We start from the raw sequence: 22,104 nt of genomic DNA, 5'->3' as shown, positions 1-22,104 counted from the left end.
GTTTGAAAAGGAGTGGAGCGTTGCTTCGGCATATGCTCTGCCGGATTGCTTTTACCGATGAAGAGAGGGGAACGATCCAGATGGCTTTTGAAAAAGAAACGTTGTTTTGGAACGAAAAATTCGGTAGTGACGATTATACCTTGACGCGGTTGCCTTACAGCAAGGCTCCAAACTCCCTGGTGCCCAATGTGAAAACCGTTGGCGGTTCGCTTTCGGAGGAAGCGGCGCAGCGGGTCCTTCAAATGAGCAAGGGTGCTCCGCTGGCTGCTTTTATGATTTTGCTCGCCGGTGTTCAGGCACTCTTGCATAAATATACAGGTGCTTCAGACATTCTGGTCGGTATGCCGGTTGTGCCGAAAAAGGGGGAGACGCGTCGATCCGTTAATCATACGGTCATTTTGAAAAACTCGCTTTCGGTGGGGGCAACTTTTAAGACGCTTTTGAGCGAACTGAGGACTTCCTTGCCGGAAGCCATTCAGCATCAACATATTCCGTTCTTGAAAATGACGGAGAAGCTGGATCTGCAATATGCAGAAGGGATACCCTTCGTCCATACGCTAGTATCCCTTAAGGAGTTGCATCTGGACGAAATTGGGCAAAACGTGGTCACGGACTGTTCCTTTGAATTCAGTTTAGCCGGCGGGACGATACAGCTAGGACTGTGTTATAACAAGCACTTATATGACTCCGAGTTCATGAATCGGGTCGTCGGCCATCTGAATCGCCTACTGTCCGTGGGGCTTCATGAGTTGGAGCTGGACATCGTGCGAGCGGACATGCTGTCGGAGGACGAAAAATTTCAATTAATACAAAGCTTCAACGATACCGAGAAGGACTATCCTCGTGATCGGACGATTCATCAGCTTGTGGAGGAGCAAGCGAAGCGTGTGCCCGAGGCGACTGCGGTTGTTTTTGAGGGGCAGCGGCTTTCATACGCAGAGTTGAACGAACGGGCGAACCAGCTGGCGCGTACGCTACGATCGGTCGGTGTGCTGCCCAATCAGTTGGTAGGCTTGATGGTTAGGAGATCGCTGGAGACGGTCATTGGCATTTTGGCGGTTCTGAAAGCTGGCGGTGCCTACGTGCCGATCGACCCGGAGTACCCGGAAGAACGTATTCGCTACATTCTGGAGAACTCGAACGCGCAGCTGCTGCTGACTCAAAGAGAGCTGTTACAGCAAGTCCCGTTCGAAGGGACCGTATTGGCGCTAGATGACAAGCAGGCCTATAGCGACGATGGCTCGAACCTGGAGGCGGCCAGTGGTCCACATGATCTTGCTTATGTCATATATACGTCAGGTACAACGGGCAAACCCAAAGGGGTCATGCTGGAGCACTGTGGTTTGGTCAGCTTGAAGCTGATGTTCGCAGACAGGCTGGGCATTACGGAGCATGACCGGATCGTTCAATTTGCGAGCTTGTCCTTCGACGCATCCTGCTGGGAGGTTTTCAAAGCACTCTATTTTGGCGCGGCTTTGTACATCCCGACGGCCGAGACAATTCTCGACACTCGTCTGTTCGAGAGTTATATGAACGAGCATGCGATTACGGCGGCGATTCTGCCCCCGACGTACAGCGCTCATTTGAACCCGGACCGCCTTCCCAGCTTAACAAAGCTTGTAACGGGAGGTTCGGCGGTATCGGCCGAATTCGTGCAGCAGTGGAAAGCGAAGGTTCACTATTTCAATGCTTACGGCCCTACCGAAGCTTCGATTGTTACGACGCTTTGGGATGCGGATGAGCAGCAGCCGGAGCGTAGAGTCATTCCGATTGGGCGCCCGCTGGCTAATCATCAGATTTTTATTTTGGATGCCCACCTGCAACTTGTTCCTCCGGGAGTGGACGGAGAGCTGTGCGTGGCAGGCGTGGGACTTGCGAGAGGTTACCTGAACCAACCGGAGCTGACGGCAGAGAAATTTGTGGAACATCCGTTTGCGCCGGGAGAACGCCTTTACCGGACAGGAGATCTCGCCCGCTGGCTGCCGGACGGTAATATGGAGTATTTGGGCCGGATCGACCATCAGGTGAAAATCCGTGGATTCCGAATCGAGGTCGGTGAGATTGAAGAGCAGCTTCTGAAGATCGACTCGGTGCAGGAGACGATTGTGATCGCGCGGGAAGGCAAAAGTGGGCAAGAACTGTGCGCTTACCTGGTCGCTAGTCTCCCTCTCACGCTTGGCGAGCTGAGAAGCGCGCTGGCGCAAAAATTGCCGAATTACATGATTCCGGCACATTTTGTTCAGCTTCCGCAGATGCCGCTCACGCCGAACGACAAAATCGACCGCAAGGCTTTGCCTGCCCCAGAAGGAAACGCACTGACCGGTGGCGAGTACGTAGCTCCACGCAATGAAGCCGAGCGGACGCTTGCCGATGTGTGGCAGGCGGTATTGAACGCCGATCGCGTTGGGGTAACGGATCATTTCTTCGAGCTGGGCGGAGACTCGATCAAGTCCATTCAAGTATCTTCGCGGCTTCATCAAGCCGGGTACAAGCTGGAAATCCGGGATTTGTTCAAATATCCGACGATCTCACAGCTTAGCCTGCATGTGATACCGATCGGACGTACCATCGATCAAGGCGAAATTACGGGTGAAACGGCGCTGACGCCGATTCAGCATTGGTTTTTCGAGAGCTCCTTTGCGGACCCGCATCATTTCAACCAGTCGGTGATGCTGTACCGGAAGGAACGCTTCGACGAAGAGATGGTACGTCAGGTGCTGCAAAAGCTGGCCGATCATCATGACGCCTTACGGATGGTGTTCCGCAAAACGGAACAAGGGTTTAGCGCACGGAACCGCGCGATTCAGGAAGACGAGATGTTCACGCTGGACGTGTTCGACTTCAAGGATGCGGAGAATGCCACGCAGACTGTGGAAGCGAAGGCAACGGACATTCAAGCGGGCATCGATCTGGAGAACGGGCCCCTCATGAAGGCGGGACTGTTCCAGTGCGCGGACGGTGATCATTTGCTGCTCGGGGTTCATCATGCCGTGGTAGATGGCGTGTCTTGGCGCATTTTAATGGAGGATTTCGCTCTAGGTTACGAGCAGATTGACAAAAGCGAAGAAATTCGTTTCCCGTCGAAAACAGATGCGTACCGCACTTGGTCCGAGCAGTTGGCTGCTTACGCGCAAAGCCCAGAGATGGCGAAGGAACGGTCCTATTGGCAGGCCGTGGATCAAATGGAGGTTCCGGCCGTGCCGAAGGATATGGAGGCGGACGTTACGACGCAGCAGGACAGCGAATCGCTGTTTGTCCGTTTGGCTCCCGAAGAAACGGAGCTGCTACTGAAGCGGGTTCACCGTGCCTTCAACACCGAAATGAATGATATTTTGGTAACGGCGCTCGGCATAGCCTTACGCAAATGGACGGGGCACGAACGGGTGCGGATCAATCTCGAAGGACACGGACGTGAATCGATCGGAACGGATATCGATATCACGCGTACAGTCGGCTGGTTTACGACCAAGTTTCCGGTCGTCCTGGAGCCGGAAACTGACCGGGATTTGACCTATCAGATTAAACAGGTCAAGGAAAACTTGCGCCGCATTCCGAACAAGGGGCTTGGGTACGGCATATGCCGCTATCTTTCGAAATCGGAGGATGGCTTGGTTTGGGGCGCAGAGCCGGAAATTAATTTTAACTACCTCGGCCAGTTCGACGATGATGTCAACCAGGGCGAGATCGGAGTATCTTCTTATTCCAGTGGCAGCCCGGCTAGCGACCGGCAGGCCCGCAGCTTTTTGCTGGATATCAACGGTATGGTGCTGGACGGTGCTTTATCGCTTGATCTCAGCTACAGCCGGAAGCAGTATCGCAAGGAAACGATGGAAGCCTTCGCTCAGCGGCTTGAGCAAAGTCTCCGAGAGCTCATTACCCACTGCGCAGGCAAAGAGAACACCGAATTGACGCCAAGCGACGTGCAATTTAAAGGCTTGACCATCACAGAATTGGAGCAAATCGCCCAGCGCTCGAGCAATCTCGGGGAAATCGAAAATATTTACTCGCTGACGCCGATGCAGAAGGGTATGTGGTTCCACAGCGCGCTTGACCAGCAAACTGCAGCTTACTTTGAGCAGACGCGGTTTACGATGCGGGGAGCGCTCGACGTCCAGCTTTTTGAGAGGAGCTGGATGGAGCTTGCAAAACGTCATCTGGTGCTGCGGGCGAATTTTGTGAATGGACCAGCGGGCGAGCCGCTGCAAATCATATACCACGATAAGCCAGTCGGCTTTGAATATGAAGAACTGCTTCATTTGCAGGTACATGAGAAACAAGCTTACTTGGATGAAAAGGCCGAGGAGGACAAGCTTCGTGGCTTCGACATGGAACATGATGCGCTCGTTCGGTTTAAGATTCTACGCACCGAAGAGCAAAGTTATCACGTTCTGTGGAGTTTCCAGCATATTTTGATGGACGGCTGGTGCCTGGCTCAGCTGACGCAGGAGTTGTTTGAGATATACTCGGCCCTGACCTCTGGGAAGCAGCCAGCGGGAGGTAAAGGATCGGATTATGGCGATTATATCGAATGGTTGGAGAAACAGGACGATCAGGCGGCATCCGGCTATTGGACAGCGTTCCTGGCAGGCTACGAAGGGCAAACCGTACTTCCGGGGCAAAAGGAACCAGCGCCGAGCGGCAGATTTACGGCTGATCACGTCACCGCCGAACTAGGCAAGGACTTGAGCAAACGGATGGACCGGGTGGCGAAACAGCACCTGGTTACAGTCAATACGCTGCTGCAAGCCGTTTGGGGCGTAATGCTGCAAAAATATAACGGAACAAACGATGCCGTATTCGGCAGTGTCGTTGCCGGAAGACCGGCGGAAATCCCGGGCATTGAGTCTATGATCGGGCTGTTCATCAATACGGTGCCGGTCCGCGTCAATAGCGAAGTGGACACCGTGTTCACCGACCTGATGGCGAAGCTCCAAGAGCGGGCGCTGGATTCCGGGCGTTATGATTACTATCCGCTGTATGAAATCCAAGCTCGTAGCGTGCAAAAGCAGAATCTGATCAACCATATCATCGCTTTCGAGAACTATCCGGTGGACGAGCAGATGGAGCAGGCGGGGGACCAGCAGCACGGCGGCCTGACAATTGCTGACGTTCAGATGGAGGAGCAGACGAACTATAACTTCAACGTGACTGTGATGCCGGGAACCGAGATCGAAATTCGATTCGACTTTAACGCCGAAGTGTTCGATAAAGACAGCATCGAGCGGCTCAAGGGGCATCTCGTGCATCTGCTGGAGCAGGTAACGGATAACCCAGAAATTACTGTGGGCGAGCTGGAACTTGTGACGGAGGCAGAAAAGGCCGACCTTCTCGGACGTTTTAACGACACCAAGACGGAATTTCCGCGCGGGCAGACGCTCATTCAATTGTTCGAAGAGCAGGCGGAGTACATCCCGGATGCAGCCGCCATCTCCATGAATGAGCAAGAGATGACTTACCGGGAGCTGAACGAACGTGTCAACCGCCTTGCCCGTACCTTGCGCAGCCACGGGATATCCCAAGGACGTCTGGTCGCCATTATGGCTGAGCGTTCCATCGAAATGGTTATAGGTATATTGGCAGCACACAAAGCCGGAGCCGCTTACGTACCGATTGACCCGGAATATCCAGAGGAGCGTATCCGTTTCTTGATAGAGGATTCAGGAGCGCAGGTCATGCTGACACAAAGCCGCTTGCGCGAGCGACTGGCGGGTTTGGACTCGGTGATTTTACTGGATGACGAGTCTTTCTATCACGAGGACGGAACAAACCTAAATCAAGGGATTGAAGCGACAGATCTGGCCTGCGTGATCTATACATCAGGCACGACGGGCAAGCCAAAAGGAAACCTTGTTTCACACCGCAACATCGTGCGCGTTGTGCAAAATACAAATTATATCGACATCACCAATCGCGATCATGTCCTCCAGCTTTCGAGCTATTCGTTCGACGGAGCGATTTTCGATATTTTTGGTGCTTTGACCAACGGGGCGCGGCTGGTGCTGGTTCCCCGCGAGACGTTGCTGGAAATTGGTCTACTGGCGGATCTCATCCAGCGCCAGCGCATATCGGTCATGTTTATTACGACGGCTTTCTTCAACGTGCTTGTAGATGTGAATGTCAATTGTTTTCGGGATGTCCGGGCGATTTTGTTTGGAGGAGAGCGTGTCTCGGTTGGTCATGTACGTAAAGCACTCGCCCATCTTGGAGCGGGTAGGCTCAACCATGTATACGGACCGACGGAAAGCACGATATTTACCACGTACCTTCCGGTCGACTTCGTTGATGAGTCGGCGCTTACCGTTCCTATCGGACGACCAATCAGCAATACGACGGTGTATATCGTCGACAGCCGGAATAAGCTGCTGCCGATCGGCGTGGTCGGGGAGCTATGTGTCGGCGGAGAAGGTTTGGTACGGGGCTACAATAACCGGCCGGAACTGACGGCGGAGAAATTTGTGCACAATCCTTTTACGTCAGGAGAGCGCATGTACCGGACGGGGGATTTGGCGAAATGGCTACCGGACGGCACGATTGAATATGTGGGACGAACGGACGACCAAGTGAAAATCCGTGGCTTCCGCATAGAGCTGGGCGAGATCGAAACTCAGCTTCAGAAAGTGGAGGGAATTCGGAAAACGACAGTATTTGCGCGGGAAAACGTGTCCGGCGAAAAGCAGCTTTGCGCCTATTATGAAGCGGACTGTGAGCTTCCGGCGGCCGAGCTGAAGAGCGTGCTGTCTCAGGAACTGCCGGCCTATATGATCCCGACGTACCTGATCCAGTTGGAGCGTCTCCCGCTGACGACGAATGGCAAGGTTGACCGCCGCTCCCTCCCGGCACCTGAGGAGAGCTTGCAACCGGGCGAAGGACATACTCCGCCTCGGACTCCGCTCGAAGCCAGCTTGGCTGAAATATGGAAAAGCGTGCTTGGATTGGAGCGCATCGGGGTTCATGACAACTTCTTTGACTTGGGCGGCCATTCCCTGCGGGCAACGACACTGGTGAGCAAGGTGCATCAGGAGTTGAACGTCGAGTTGCCTCTGCGCGACGTATTCCGCTACTCAACGATCGAACAGATGGCTCTCGCCCTCTCCCGGATCGAAGAACATTCGTTCTCGTCGATTCCGCTGGTAGGCGCAAGAGCGTATTATCCACTTTCCTCAGCTCAGAAGCGGCTGTTTATCCTGAATCAGCTGGAAGGAGCCGAGCAGAGCTATAACATGCCGGGTGTGCTGCTGCTCGAAGGATCAATTGACCATAGCCTGCTGGAGAAAGCTTTCCGCGGACTGATCCAACGTCATGAAACGTTGCGAACCGGATTTGAGGTCGTACAAGGCGAAGCGGTACAGCGTATTTACGAGAGCGTTGATTTTTCCGTCGTGTGTCGACATGCGAACGAGGAAGAAGCGTCTGCAGTCGTGCAGGCTTTTATCAGACCTTTCGACTTGGCGAAGCCACCGTTGCTGCGTGCTGAGCTCGTAGAGCTGGCAGCCGATCGTTATTTACTGATGTTTGACATGCACCATATCATCTCCGACGGGGTTTCGATGGACGTGTTCGTTGAGGAACTCGTTCGTCTGTATGGCGGTGAGTCATTAGAGCCTTTGCACATTCAGTACAAGGACTATGCGGTATGGCAGCAATCGGACGAGCAAAAAGTGCAATTGAACCGCGAGGAAGCTTACTGGCTGGACCGTTACCGGGGCGAGCTGCCGGTTCTGGAAATGCCAACGGACTATCCGCGTCCTGCTGTACAGAGCTATGAGGGACATACGCTGACGTCCTTCGTGGACGAGGCAACGAACGAAGGCTTGAAACAGCTGGCCGCTCAAAGAGGAACGACGCTATATATGGTGTTGCTTGCCGCATATACCGTGCTTTTGCATAAATACACAGGTCAGGACGATTTGATCGTCGGAACGTCGATTGCGGGCAGAACGCACGGCGACACGCAGCCTTTGATCGGAATGTTCGTCAACACGCTGGCGATCCGCAATTATCCGGCTTCGGAGAAGACCTTCCTGTCGTATTTGGAAGAAGTGAAAGAAACGACTTTAGGCGCTTACGAGCATCAGAATTATCCGTTCGAAGAACTCGTCGATAAAGTGCAGGTTAGCCGGGATTTGAGCCGCAACCCGCTGTTTGACACGATGTTCTCCCTGCAAAACCTGGAGGAGTCAGAGTTTGAGCTGGAAGGGCTGAAATTGTCCCCGTACCCTAGCGAATATGGTATGGCCAAGTTCGACCTGAGTGTGGATGTTACGGAAGAAAATGGCGGACTGGAGTGCAACTTTGAATTCGCAACGGCTCTTTATAAAGAAAGCACGATCCGGCGGCTGTCGATTCATTTTGGACATTTGCTTGCGGCGATTGTAAGCCATCCGAATGCAAAGATCGCTGAGCTGAACTTGTTGACGGCAGATGAAAAAGAGAAGATTCTCGGCGCGTTTCACCCGATGCAATCGGAAGTGGCTCCTGTGGCCGCGTTCCACCGACTGTTCGAGGAACAGGCGGAACGTACACCGGAAGCGGAAGCCGTTGTCTACGAGAACGTTCGGCTGACGTATGCGGAGCTGAACGTACGGGCGAACGGCTTAGCGGCCACGCTGCGCGCAAGTGGAATCGGCCGGGAGGAGATTGTTGGCATTCTCGCCGAGCGCTCGGTGGACCTGCTGGTGGCCGTGCTGGCCGTCTGGAAAGCAGGCGGGGCATATGTACCGCTTGACCCGGATTATCCGGCGGACCGCGTGCGGTTTATGCTTGAAGACAGCGGAGCGAAGGTGCTGCTGACACAAACGCTGCTGAGAGAGCGTGCTGAAGCCTGGCTCAGCCAAGAGGAACTGGCACTTGCAAAGGTCTTGTACCTCGACGACGAAATGTCATACAGCGAAAACCGGGAGAATGCACCGCTTGGTTCCAGCATGGTTTCCGGTAAAGTCTCCGGCGAGCTGACGGGTGCTGTGAACAGCGATGATCCGAGTCATCTGAAGGTTACTGGCTTGGACAGCTTTCATGAAGCTCGTCCTGAGGACCTAGCGTACGTGATCTACACGTCGGGGACAACAGGCAAGCCGAAGGGTGTAATGATTGAGCACCGCAGCTTGGTGAACACGGCAGCGGGCTACCGGCGGGAATACCGGTTGGATCAGTTCCCAGTCCGGCTACTGCAACTCGCTAGCTTCTCATTTGACGTGTTCGTGGGTGATATCGCACGCACGTTGTATAACGGAGGCACCATGGTCATTGTACCGAAGGATGATCGGATTGATCCGTCTCGCCTGCACCACTGGATAGAGCGGGAGCAAGTGACGATCTTTGAATCAACACCAGCACTGATCGTACCGTTTATGGAATACGTGCACGAGCAAGGGGTGGAGTTGAGCGGGATGGAGCTGCTCATCACAAGCTCGGACAGCTGCAGTGTGGCGGATTACCGGACCTTGCAGGAGCGTTTTGGCTCATCGTTCCGCATTATTAACGCCTACGGCGTGACGGAAGCAGCGATCGACTCCAGTTTCTATGACGAGGAGTTGGCGAAGCTGCCGCAGACAGGTCATGTGCCAATTGGAAAAGCATGGCTGAATGCGAAGTTTTACATCGTGGATGCACATCTAAATCCTGTTCCAGTCGGTGTGCTGGGCGAATTGGTTATCGGCGGAGTTGGGGTAGCACGTGGGTACTTGAACCGTCCAGAGCTGACGGAAGAGAAGTTTGTAGACAGTCCTTTCACCGCTGGTGAGCGGTTGTATCGCACGGGAGACTTGGCGCGGTGGATGGAAGACGGCAACGTGGACTTCATCGGCCGGATCGACAACCAGGCAAAAATCCGGGGCTACCGGATCGAGACGGGGGAGATCGAGTCGCAGCTGTTGCGGGTGGAAGGTGTGCGCGAAGCGGTGGTGCTGGTCCGAAGTGACGCGAACGGGCAAAAGGCGCTATGCGCGTATTACACGCCGGATACCGGAGTTGAGCTGGTAGTGAACGATCTGCGCAGGGCGCTGGCACAGGAGTTGCCTGGGTACATGATCCCGTCGTACTTTGTGGAGCTGGAGCGTCTACCTCTGACACCGAACGGAAAGATAGACCGGAAGGTGCTGCCAGCGCCGGAAGGGGAAGCGGGAAGCGGAACGGAGTACGTCGCACCGCGCAATGAGCTGGAAACGAAGCTGGCGTCGATTTGGCAGGAGGTGCTGGGGCTTGCGAAGGAGATTGGTGTTCACGACAACTTCTTCGACATCGGTGGCCACTCCCTGCGCGCGACAACGTTGGTCAGCAATATTCATAAAGGGTTGAACGTGGATCTGCCACTGCGCGACGTGTTCCGCCATTCCACGATCGAGAGCATGGCTACCGCCATTTCTCGGCTGGATCAGCAGATATTTGTTTCCATTCCGGTGACGGATGGCCGAGAGGTGTACCCGCAATCTTTTGCTCAAAAACGTCTCTTTATTCTGAATCAGCTGGAAGTTGCGGAGCTTAGCTACAACATGCCGGAAGCGATGCTGCTGGAGGGTGCTTTGGACCGGGCAAGGTTCGAAGAAACGTTCCGTAAGCTCGTGGCGCGGCATGAAATGTTGCGCACCGGGTTTGAAATGGTGGATGGAGAAGCATCACAGCGGGTTTACCAGGACGTGAATTTTGCGGTGGAGTTCTATCAAGCGGATGAGCAAGAGGTCGAAGCGGTGGTTCACGGTTTCGTCCGTCCGTTTGACTTGGCTAAGCCACCGCTGTTGAGGGTAGGCCTTGTTGAGCTGGCTTCGGAACGCCATATTCTGATGTACGACATGCATCATATTATTTCTGACGGCGTTTCAATGGAAATCTTTGTTGAAGAATTCGTGCGTTTGTATGGTGGAGAGCAATTGGAGCCGCTGCGCATTCAGTACAAAGACTACACCGTTTGGCAGCATTCGCAGGAGCAGCAGGAACGGCTTCAGCATCAGGGGGCGTATTGGCTGGACATGTTCCAGGGCGAGCTTCCGGTGCTGGAAATGCCGACCGACTATCCACGTCCGGCTGTACAGAGCTACGAAGGTCAAACGCTGGAGTTTTCCTTCGACGCTTCAAAAACCGGCGGCCTGAAACAGCTGGCTTCGGAAACGGGCACGACGCTGTTTATGGTGCTGCTTGCGGCGTATAACGTGCTTTTGCATAAATATTCAGGTCAGGAAGACGTAATCGTTGGTACGCCGATTGCCGGAAGGAATCATGGAGATGTGCAGCCGTTGATCGGGATTTTCCTAAACACGCTGGCGATTCGCAGTTATCCGTCTTCGGAGAAAACATTCCTGTCATATCTGAACGAAGTCAAAGAAACAACTCTGCGTGCCTTTGAGCATCAGAACTATCCGTTTGAACAATTGGTGGACAAGGTGCAAGTCACCCGTGATTTAAGCCGCAATCCGCTCTTCGACACGATGTTTACGATGCAGAATACGGAGAACGAGCAATTTGAGCTAGAAGGGCTTCGCCTGATTCCTTATCCGAGCGTACTTGATACTGCGAAGTTTGATATCAGCTTGGATGTGGGCGAGGAGAACGGCGGCTTGGATTACAGCTTTGAATATGCGACAGCTCTTTACAAAAGGGAGACGATTGAACGGCTGGCAAAGCATTACGAGCAGTTGCTCCTGACAATTGTAAACCGTCCAGATGCGAAGATTGCCGAGCTGAACTTGCTGACAGCAGAGGAAAAAGAACAAGTTCTCAATGCGTTTAATCCAGCGCAGCTAGAAGCGGCTCCTGCGGCTACGTTCCACCGTCTGTTTGAGAAACAGGCAGAGCGTACGCCGGAAGCGGAGGCCGTTGTGTATGAAAATAAACGCCTAACGTATGTGGAGCTGAACGAGCGAGCGAACCGCTTAGCGCTCACGCTGCGTGCAAATGGCATCGGCCGGGAGTCAATCGTTGGCATTCTCGCCGAGCGTTCGGTGGACTTGCTGGTGGCCGTGCTGGCCGTCTGGAAAGCCGGCGGGGCGTATGTACCCCTCGACCCGGATTATCCGGCGGACCGCGTGCGGTTTATGCTCGAAGACAGCGGAGCGAAGGTACTGCTGACACAAACGCCGCTGCGAGAACGTGCCGAGGCCTGGCTCCGCGAAGAGGAGCTGGCGCTGATGTCGGTGCTGTACCTCGACGACGAAGTGTCGTACAGCGAAGATCGGGCAAATGCTCCGATGTGCTTTGATCAAGGCTCCAACATGGCTTCCAGTCGGGTCTCTGGCAAACTAACGGGGGCTGTGAACGGTGCGGATCGGAACCATCTGGATGTTGTGGATGATGTTGATGTTGTTGGCATGGACAGCTTCCATGAAGCCCGCCCAGAGGATCTGGCGTACGTGATCTACACATCGGGAACGACGGGCAAGCCGAAAGGTGTGATGATCGAGCACCGCAGCCTGGTGAACACGGCGGCGGGTTACCGGCGGGAATACCGATTAGATCAGTTCCCGGTGCGGTTGCTGCAACTCGCCAGCTTCTCGTTTGACGTGTTCGTGGGCGACATTGCCCGGACGCTGTACAACGGAGGCACGATGGTGATTGTGCCGAAGGACGACCGGATCGATCCTTCTCGTCTGCACTACTGGATAGTGCGGGAGCGAGTGACGATCTTCGAATCAACACCGGCGCTGATCGTGCCGTTTATGGAATACGTACATGAACAGGGGTTGGAGTTCAGCGGGATGGAGCTGTTGATTACAAGCTCGGACAGCTGCAGTGTGGCGGATTACCGAACCTTGCAGGAACGCTTCGGCTCGTCGTTCCGCATCATTAACGCTTACGGTGTGACGGAAGCGGCGATCGACTCCAGTTTCTATGACGAAGCGCTGACGAAGCTGCCGCATACAGGCCATGTGCCGATCGGCAAAGCGTGGTTGAATGCGAAATTTCACATCGTGGACGCACATCTGAATCCCGTACCAGTCGGCGTGCTGGGCGAACTGGTCATCGGCGGCGTCGGCGTGGCGCGTGGGTACTTGAACCAACCGGAGCTGACGGAAGAGAAGTTCGTAGACAGTCCGTTCGCTGTGGGCGAGCGGTTGTACCGCACGGGAGATTTGGCGCGGTGGATGGAAGACGGCAACGTGGACTTCATCGGGCGGATCGATAACCAGGCAAAAATCCGGGGCTACCGGATCGAGACGGGTGAGATCGAGTCGCAGCTGTTGCGTGTGGAAGGTGTGCGCGAAGCGGTGGTGCTGGTTCGAAGTGATGCGAATGGGCAGAAGGTGCTGTGTGCGTATTACACGCCGGATACTGGAGCGAAGCTGGCAGTGAACGATCTGCGCAGTGCCCTTGCACAGGAGCTACCGGGTTACATGATCCCGTCGTACTTCGTGGAGCTGGAGCGTCTGCCTCTGACACCGAATGGGAAAATAGACCGGAGGGCGCTGCCAGCGCCGGAAGGGGAAGCGGGAAGTGGAACGGAGTATGTCGCACCGCGCAATGAGCTGGAAATGAAGCTGGCGATGATTTGGCAGGAGGTGCTGGGGCTTACGAAGCAGATTGGCGTTTACGACAACTTCTTCGACATTGGCGGCCACTCCCTGCGAGCGACGTCACTGGCAGGCAAGGTATTTAAGGAACTAAACGTCAACCTCCCGCTGCGCGACGTATTCCGCCACTCGACGATTGCGGCGATGGCCGAGGCGATCGCCCCGATGGAACGGCGGGAGCATGAGGCCATTCCTCAAGCGGAGCAGAGAGAGTATTACCCTCTGTCCTCCGCGCAGAAACGGCTGTTTATTCAGCACACGCTGGATGGAGCAGATCAGCTTTACAACATGCCGGAACTGGTGCAGGTGGAAGGTGAGTTTGATTTAGACCGGTTGGAAGCCGCCTTGCGGAAATTGATAACACGGCATGAATCGCTGCGCACCGGTTTTGAAATGATGAAGGGCGAAGTGGTTCAGCGGATATACCCACAGGTCGATTTTGCTATCGAGCACCATCAAGCGGATACAGAGGATTCAGATCAAATCGAGCAGATCGTCCGCAACTTCGTTCGTCCGTTTGATCTCGGCCAACCGCCGCTGTTGCGCGCCGGGGTCATCGAGCTGGAGCCGCACCTGCGTATTCTCCTTTTCGATATGCACCATATCGTGTCCGACGGTGTATCGATGGCGATTGTGATGGAGGAGTTCTCGAGTTTCTACGCCGGAGAACAGCTGCCACCCCTGCGCATTCATTACAAGGATTATGCCGTTTGGCAGCAGTCGAAGGCCCACCGAGAGCGAATCGGGCGGCAGGAAGCGTACTGGCTGCAAACCTTCGAAGGCGAGCTGCCCACGGCGGACCTGCCGATGGACTACGAACGGTCTGCCGTTCGTAGCTACGAAGGCGCGCATGTGGAGTTCGACGTCGAAGCTTCTCTCTCTGCGCAGTTACGCGAATTGGCTACCGAGTGTGAAAGCACACTGTTCATGGTGCTGCTTGCGGCCTATACTGTGTTGCTGTCCAAGTACAGCGGTCAGGAAGACTTGATCGTGGGCACCCCGGTGGCTGGAAGAACTAACGCCGATTTGGAGCGGGTCATCGGCATGTTTGTTAATACGCTGGCGCTCCGCAATCGTCCGTCTGGCGACAAAACGTTCTTGTCCTACCTGGAAGAAGTGAAGGAAACGGCTTTGGGTGCTTTTGAGAACCAGGATTATCCATTCGAGGATCTCGTGGAACGGTTGAATGTGAAACGGGAGCCGGGCCGCTTCCCGTTGTTCGATGCCGTTTTCGACTTGCAAAATATTGAAGAACGAGACGCCGAACTGGAAGGGGTCAGCCTGAAGAATTACGAGCTTGACCCATTGGAAGAAGCGAAGTTTGATCTGACGCTGTTTATGTATGAAAACGAAGGGGCGTTGAGCGGGGGCTTCTTCTACGCCACCAAGCTGTTCAAAGAAACGATGATCCGCACCTTGACTGAGGATTACCTGCGGGTACTGTCTCAAATTGCGGAAAATCCACAACTCGAGCTAAGCCGAATTGAATGTCATAAACCGGCGGCAGGCGCAAAGAGTGCCGTCGATACGATCGAATTCGCATTCTAATGTTACAAGCGCGCTTCCGTCATCAAGCGACAGCGCGTGTATCCCAAGGAAAACGCGAACAACATGCAAGCCCGTAAACGCGCAGGCCGAAAGCAAGCTCTTTCGGACCTGCGTCGGGGTATGCGGTCACTTCATTTTTAGGGGAGGTACGAATGAAATCGTTATTTGAAAAGGAAGAACGGTACTGGAGCGGCAAGTTTGACGCAGATGATAGCCTGAGCTTCCTTCCCTACAGTCAATCCTCCAAATTATCTGTGGGTGGCGAAGCTGCGGCAGAGCCGGACTTGCTTCACCGTACTCTCCCGAGCGAACTCTCGGAGAGAATCATTGGCCTCGCCAGCGGTTCGGATTTGGCTCTGTACATGATTGTTTTGGCAGGAGTAAAAACCCTGCTGTTCAAATATACCGGGCGGGACCAAGTGCTGGTCGGCATGCCTTCGTATAGCGCAGACCAGGGCGAGACGCCGCCGCATGACATCTTGGTGATCAAGACATCGGTAAGCAGCCAGACTACGCTGAAAACGCTGCTTGGGGGCATCAAAGGCTCCATCGGCGAGGCGCTGGAGCATCAGCACCTGCCTTTTCGAAAAATGGTGGAGCAGCTCCATCTGAGCTATAAGGGGCATGGCCTTCCGGTCGTCAACACCATCGCATCCTTCGCCCCGATTCACCCGGAACCGCTGGGTAACCGTGTGGCGGCTGATACCGTTTTTCGCTTCGACCGCCAAAACGACTCCATCAAGCTGGAAATAAGCTTTGACGGACAGCGGTACGAGCGGGCATTTATGGAGCAGGCGGCCGACCATCTTGTTCGGTTGCTGTCCATGCTTTTATTTCAGCCAGATCTGGAGCTTGGACAAGTCGATATGCTATTCCCAGTCGAGAGGGAGATGCTGCTCAAGGGATTTAATGACACCGAAACCGAGTTCGAGCGGGGGAAAACGATTCATGGCTTGTTCGAAGAACAGGCGGAGCATCACCCGGATAACGTGGCCGTCGTCATGAACGAGCGGCAATTGACCTACCGCGAGCTGAACGAGCGATCCAACCGCCTTGCGCGGAAGCTGCGGGAAAATGGAGTAGAAGCAGACCAGCTGGTAGCGATTCTGGTCGAACGCTCGCTTGATATGGTCGTCGGCATTCTGGCAATTCTTAAAGCGGGCGGAGCCTTCGTGCCTGTCGATCCCGACTACCCGGAGGAGCGCATCCGCTTCATGATCGAGGATTCAGGCGCACCGTTATTGCTGATTCAAAAACATCTGCACGAGAAGACCGACTTTGAAGGAACACGCCTTGAATTAGACGATTTTGTTTGGGGCGATAGCGGGGCGGAATCCACTGGTGTACTGGATGCTTCGAATCTGGAGCCGGCCAGCGGTCCGAATGATCTGGCTTATGTCATCTATACATCAGGTACGACGGGCAAACCCAAAGGGGTCATGCTGGAGCATCGTGGTTTGGTCAGCTTGAAGCTGATGTTCGCGGACAGGCTTGGCATCACGGAGCATGACCGGATCGTTCAATTCGCCAGCCTGTCATTCGACGCGTCCTGCTGGGAAGTGTTCAAAGCGCTCTATTTTGGCGCAACTTTGTACATCCCGACGGCCGAGACGATTCTCGACAACCGGCTGTTCGAGAGTTATATGAACGAGCATGCGATTACGGCGGCGATTTTGCCTCCGACGTACAGCGCATATTTGAACCCGGACCGCCTTCCCAGCTTAACGAAGCTTGTAACGGGAGGTTCGGCGGTATCGGCCGAATTTGTACAGCAGTGGAAGGAGAAGGTCCACTATTTCAATGCTTACGGGCCTACCGAAGCTTCGATTGTTACGACGCTTTGGGATGCGGATGAGCAGCAGCCGGAGCGCAGAGTTATTCCGATCGGGCGCCCGCTGTCCAATCACCGGATTTTTATTTTGGATGCCCACCTGCAGCTTGTGCCTCCGGGAGTGGACGGCGAGTTATGCGTGGCAGGCGTAGGGCTTGCGAGAGGTTACTTGAACCATCTGGAGCTAACGGCAGAGAAGTTTGTGGAACATCCGTTTGTGCCGGGAGAACGCCTTTACCGGACGGGAGATCTCGCCCGCTGGCTGCCGGACGGCAACATCGAATACCGGGGGCGGATCGATCATCAGGTGAAAATCCGCGGCTACCGGATCGAAATCGGCGAGATTGAAGAGCAGCTGCTGAAGATCGCCGCCATGCAAGAAACGGTGGTGCTCGCCCGCGACGACGCGAACGGCCATAAGCAGCTTGTCGCTTATTACGTTGCGGAAACGAGGCTGGCGGCGCATGAACTCAAGGAGCAGCTCGCCAAGCAGCTTCCGGGATATATGATTCCTTCGTACCTCGTGCAGCTTTCGCGGATGCCGCTGACCCCGAACGGGAAAATCGACCGCAAAGCGCTACCCGCACCAGAGGAAGCCGCCACTGGAGGAACGGAATATGTTGCGCCGAGAACACTGCTCGAGATGAAGATCACCCGTGTCTGGCAGGATACACTTGGCATTCCACAGGTCGGCGTAAAGGATAACTTTTTTGAGCTGGGAGGCAATTCCTTAAGTCTGATTAGGCTCGTTCAAGCCGTTTACGATGAAACGGGCATCGAGATACCGCTGAATCGCCAATTCCATCATGTAACCGTTGAAGCCATGGCTTTTGGAGAGGAGGATCTGGGTCTGGATAAAGGGGGAGACTCCTTCATTAAGCTAAATAAAACAGGGGATCTGAACGTGTTCTGCTTCCCTCCAGGCAGCGGCTTCGGCATCGGTTACCGAGAGCTTGCAAGCAGACTAGACGGCCGATTCGTGCTTTACGGCATTGATTTTATCGACGATGTCATCGATTACGAGGCCATGCTGAACCGTTATGTGGATGAGATTGTTCGTATCCAGCCTGAAGGACCCTACGTGTTGCTCGGTTACTGCTTCGGAGGCAACCTGACGTTCGAGGTAGCCAAATCGATGGAAAGAAGAGGGTATTCCGTAACGGACGTGCTCATGGTGGACTCGTGGATTAAGGACACACTCACACCTTATGAAACGTCTGAGAAAGAGCTTGAAGAGATGCTTGCGGATTTCGACGAAGAAGAGAAGGAATTAATGAGCAATCCGCTCGTGCGGGAGCGTGTTCATCGGAAGATCAAAGCCACCTTGACGTACGAAGCGCAGCTTATTAATTCAGGAACGATAACTGCCCGGATTTACGAACTGATTGCGAAGGACAGTGAAGCGTTCCGCCTGGAGCACCAGTTGCCGTCTTGGCAGAGGGCAACGACGCAAGCTTACGCCGATTACCGGCTTGAGGGCGCACACGAGGAGTTACTGGAACTCACGCGCGTGGACGAAACGGCCGTTGTCATCCGTGACATCTTAGTGCAAATCAAGCAGCAGATCGAAGCGGAGGCAGGGGTCCTGCATGGGAGCTGACCGGCAGCCGTCTGTTCAAGGACAAGGCACAGCGGCGCCTTCCAAGCGCCGAACCGCTTATGCCACCTGGAAAGCGTTCCGCTGGCTGATGTCCTATGTAAGCCGTCACAAAGGCTGGATGATCGTCGGTATCCTGTCCGCAATTGCCGCCGCGGTTATTGAGATATGGACGGGACGTTTGGTCGAGCAGCTGACCACACAGGCCGAGAATGGGGCGGGGCCTATCGTTCTGCAGATCGTGTACACGGTCTTTGTGGTCATCTTGATCGGTGTGCCGGCGAAGTTTTTCATGAGCTTTGGTGTGGAGCGAAGCAGTGCCTCTGCGGTGCAGGATATCCGCAACCATGTCATGCGTCATATCGGCAAACTCCCGGTCCCCTATTTGGAAAAGCAGCACTCCGGCGACGTGTTGTCGCGGATCAACAACGATCTGCAGCTCATCCAGCAATTTATGATTCGGGACCTCGCCCAGTGGTTTTATCATCCGCTATTATTTATCGGCTGTTTCGCTTATTTGATGTATCTCCAATGGGAGCTGATGCTGTACAGCCTGCTGTTATTTCCCGTAGCACTGCTGGTTTCCCAATGGATCGGCAAGCAGTTGGAACAGTTGACGGAGGAAGCCCAGGCGAACATGGGCCGAATGAACGTCAACCTCCAGGATACGCTTGGGGGGATGCCTATTGTAAAAAGCTACCTGCTATCCGGTATGTTATCTCGCTCCTACCAAGTGCTGCTGCAATTGACGGCTCAAAAAAAGCTGGCCGTGAAAAAGCGGGAAGCCTGGGTCAACCCGCTGCTTTCTACGCTGATGATTAGCCCGATCATTTTCGCCGTCAGTTACGGAAGCTATTTGATCTACAACGGGCAGCTAGGCGCGGGAGAACTGATCGCCTTCCTGTACTTGCTTAATCTGTGTCTGGAGCCGCTGGAGCATATTCCCGAGCTCATCACGCGCACGTTCGAAATGACCGGTGCCCTGAGAAGGGTCTCCGAAATCGTCGAGCAGCCGACCGAAACGGAAAATGGCCGTTTGCTTCCAAAAGCGAGCGCCGCCCCCATCCAGTTTCAGAACGTAACCTTCGGGTATGAAGAGAATTCCCCGATTCTGCGGAATGTTAACTTCTCGGTGCCGGAAGGCAAGATGATTGCGCTTGTCGGAGCGAGCGGCGGAGGAAAGAGCACGGTGTTTAAGCTGGTATGCGGCTTTTATCCACTTCCGGAGGATCAGGGCGAGATCCGCGTGTTCGGAAGCCTGATCCACGGTGCAGATCCAGAGCAGCTTCGGTCGCATTTTTCCGTGGTAACCCAAGATTCATATTTGTTTAGCGGTACGATCGCCGAAAATATCGGCTATGGGCGGGAAGAAGTGTCGATGGACGAGATTATCGAAGCCGCCAAAGCCGCTCAGGCTCATTCTTTCATTATGCAGCTTGAGGACGGTTACCAGACGTATGTCGGAGAGCGCGGCGGGTTTTTGTCCGGTGGGCAACGCCAGCGCATTGCAATGGCTCGGGCGTTTCTGAAGGATGCTCCCGTTCTGCTGTTGGACGAGCCCACATCGGCACTTGATCCGGAGTCGGAAAGCGCGGTTCAGGAAGCGTTGGGCGTATTGATGAAGCAGAGAACGACCATGGTTATTGCCCACCGGCTTTCTACGGTACAAAACGCCGATGAAATTTGGGTTATGGAACAAGGAAGTATTGTCGAAAAGGGCACTCATGAACAATTGCTCGAGAGGAAGGGACTGTACGCCCAGTCGTATTACCAGGAGTTTACCGAGTCTGCCGAACGCAGGGAGGTGTCGTACACATGAAAAAGGGCGGAAGGCTATCACAAGTGAAAGAACTCGGCTACTTGCTCACGTTTATGAACCGCAAGCGCAAAACCCAGTACGCGATTGGCCTTGCTGTAACGGCGCTCACCCAGACATTGTTTCTGATTGCCTTCAGCTTGGTCGTACATAACTTGGTTGATTTCGCCGTGTCTCGAGATACGTCCCTGATGGTGGAAGCTTTTGTTATTTTGGGCGTGGCCCTGTTTCTGGAAAATATAATTTCTCCCTGGTTCATTTACTTATACCAGCGCAGTGTCGAGCTGACTGTGCTGAATATCCGCAAACGTCTTTATGACAAGCTGTGCCGGGTGCGGCCGAGATTCCTGGAGCAGAACCACCATGGGGACTTGCTGTCGCGGGTGAACAACGACGTAACGACCGTTGAGTTTACATTCTCGCAGGTTTACTTCGTTTTGCTGCTTCAAGTTGTCTTCTGCATCGGCTCCATTGTCTCTATGGCGGTGATCGATTGGCGGTTTGCTGGCGTATCCTTCGTCATTCTGCTGCTGTCCTCTCTGGTCAGCCTGAAATTTGCACGGGATATCCGCGCTTTGTCCGAACAAGGCTTGCGTACACTCGGTAAAATGACCGAAAAATTTAAAGATTTTATGGGCGGCATTCAAATTGTGAAGCTGTTTCGCATCCGCACGATTTACGGCCAGTACGAGGCGTTGAACGAACAAATGACGCAAACGCTTCGGCAAACTGCGAAAAAGAATGGTATGCAGGCTGCGGTGAACCATTTTATCAGCTACGTCACGTTTTGCGGCATCATCGTCATCGGCAGTCTTCTTTATGCTTACGGATTGATGGGAATGGGAAGTGTCGCCGCTCTGGCAGTTTTGCAAGTGAATCTGACGCACGCCTTGTTGAACCTGGGGATGGTTCTGTCGATGACCCAAAATTCGCTCGCGGGCGCTCACCGGATTCAAGAGGTACTAAGCGAGGAAGAGGAACCGGAGCGTCTGGGATCTTCTCGTAGCGAGCTTGTATCGGAGGCTGCGGTGGAGTTTCGCGATGTGGAATTTTCCTATCAGGCAGATAAAAAGGTACTTGTCGACATGTCAATGCAAGTGTTTCCTGGTCAGGTCGCTGCGATCGTAGGAGCCAGCGGCAGCGGTAAAAGTACGCTGATTAAGCTGTTGCTCGGCTTTTATCCTGTGGACAGCGGAGATATCCTGCTTCAGGGTAAACCTTTCGGCCATTACACGCTGGAAGAAATCCGCAGGCAGATTGCATACGTTCCGCAGGAGCCGTTTTTGTTTACAGGCACGATTGAGGAAAATATCCGTTATGGAAATCCGGATGCAACGGATGAAGAAGTGGTGGAAGCGGCCAAAGCGGCGTACGCTCACCATTTCATTCAGGAACTTCCTGAACAGTATAAAACGCCGGTGGGAGAGAGAGGAGCGTCGTTGTCAGGCGGACAAAGGCAGCGAATTGCGATCGCCCGGGCGATTCTCAAAAACGCCCCGATTCTCCTGCTGGACGAAGCGACTTCTGCATTGGATAACGAATCCCAACATTGGGTACAGCAAGCTCTGAACGTATTGATGAAGGGGCGCACCACCATTTTGATTGCGCATCGTCTCAGCACTGTGGAACATGCGGATTTGATTACGGTCATGAATCAAGGAACGGTCGTGGAACGGGGCCGCCATCAGGACCTGCTGGCGCTCGGAGGTTATTACGCGCGGCTGTACGGCTAGACCCGCTTTACGGCGGGCGGCTTCCTGCTGATATTCAGGTATAAAGCCTATCTACAAACAATCTCTAATACGGGAGTGTGTCG

General features: G+C 54.2%; 4 protein-coding genes. All 4 read left to right on the top strand.

The features are described 5' to 3' along the window. The first annotated feature begins 80 nt into the window (after positions 1-80). The 4 genes from MHI55_RS27275 (at position 81) to MHI55_RS27260 (ending at position 22,021) form a co-directional block, all read left to right on the top strand. The gene (locus MHI55_RS27275; protein WP_340387692.1) at positions 81-15,044 is read left to right on the top strand and encodes an amino acid adenylation domain-containing protein; all 14,964 of its coding nucleotides are present in this window, start codon (positions 81-83) and stop codon (positions 15,042-15,044) included. Positions 15,045-15,196: 152 nt separating this feature from the next. Beyond that, positions 15,197-18,475 (top strand): non-ribosomal peptide synthetase, encoded by a 3,279-nt coding sequence (locus tag MHI55_RS27270; RefSeq protein WP_340387690.1) that lies wholly within the window; start codon positions 15,197-15,199, stop codon positions 18,473-18,475. Beyond that, positions 18,465-20,291, top strand: a complete 1,827-nt coding sequence (locus MHI55_RS27265; RefSeq protein WP_340387688.1) for an ABC transporter ATP-binding protein — start codon at positions 18,465-18,467, stop codon at positions 20,289-20,291. The genes MHI55_RS27270 and MHI55_RS27265 overlap by 11 nt, the downstream gene beginning before the upstream one ends. Then, positions 20,288-22,021: an ABC transporter ATP-binding protein gene (locus MHI55_RS27260; protein ID WP_340387685.1), complete on the top strand. Its 1,734-nt coding sequence runs from the start codon at positions 20,288-20,290 to the stop codon at positions 22,019-22,021. Before MHI55_RS27265 ends, MHI55_RS27260 begins: the two co-directional genes overlap by 4 nt. Positions 22,022-22,104: the final 83 nt, after the last annotated feature.

This window comes from Paenibacillus sp. FSL E2-0151, from assembly GCF_037993015.1.
Lineage (GTDB): Bacteria > Bacillota > Bacilli > Paenibacillales > Paenibacillaceae > Paenibacillus > Paenibacillus amylolyticus.
This window is presented reverse-complemented; position numbering and strand designations above follow the sequence as displayed.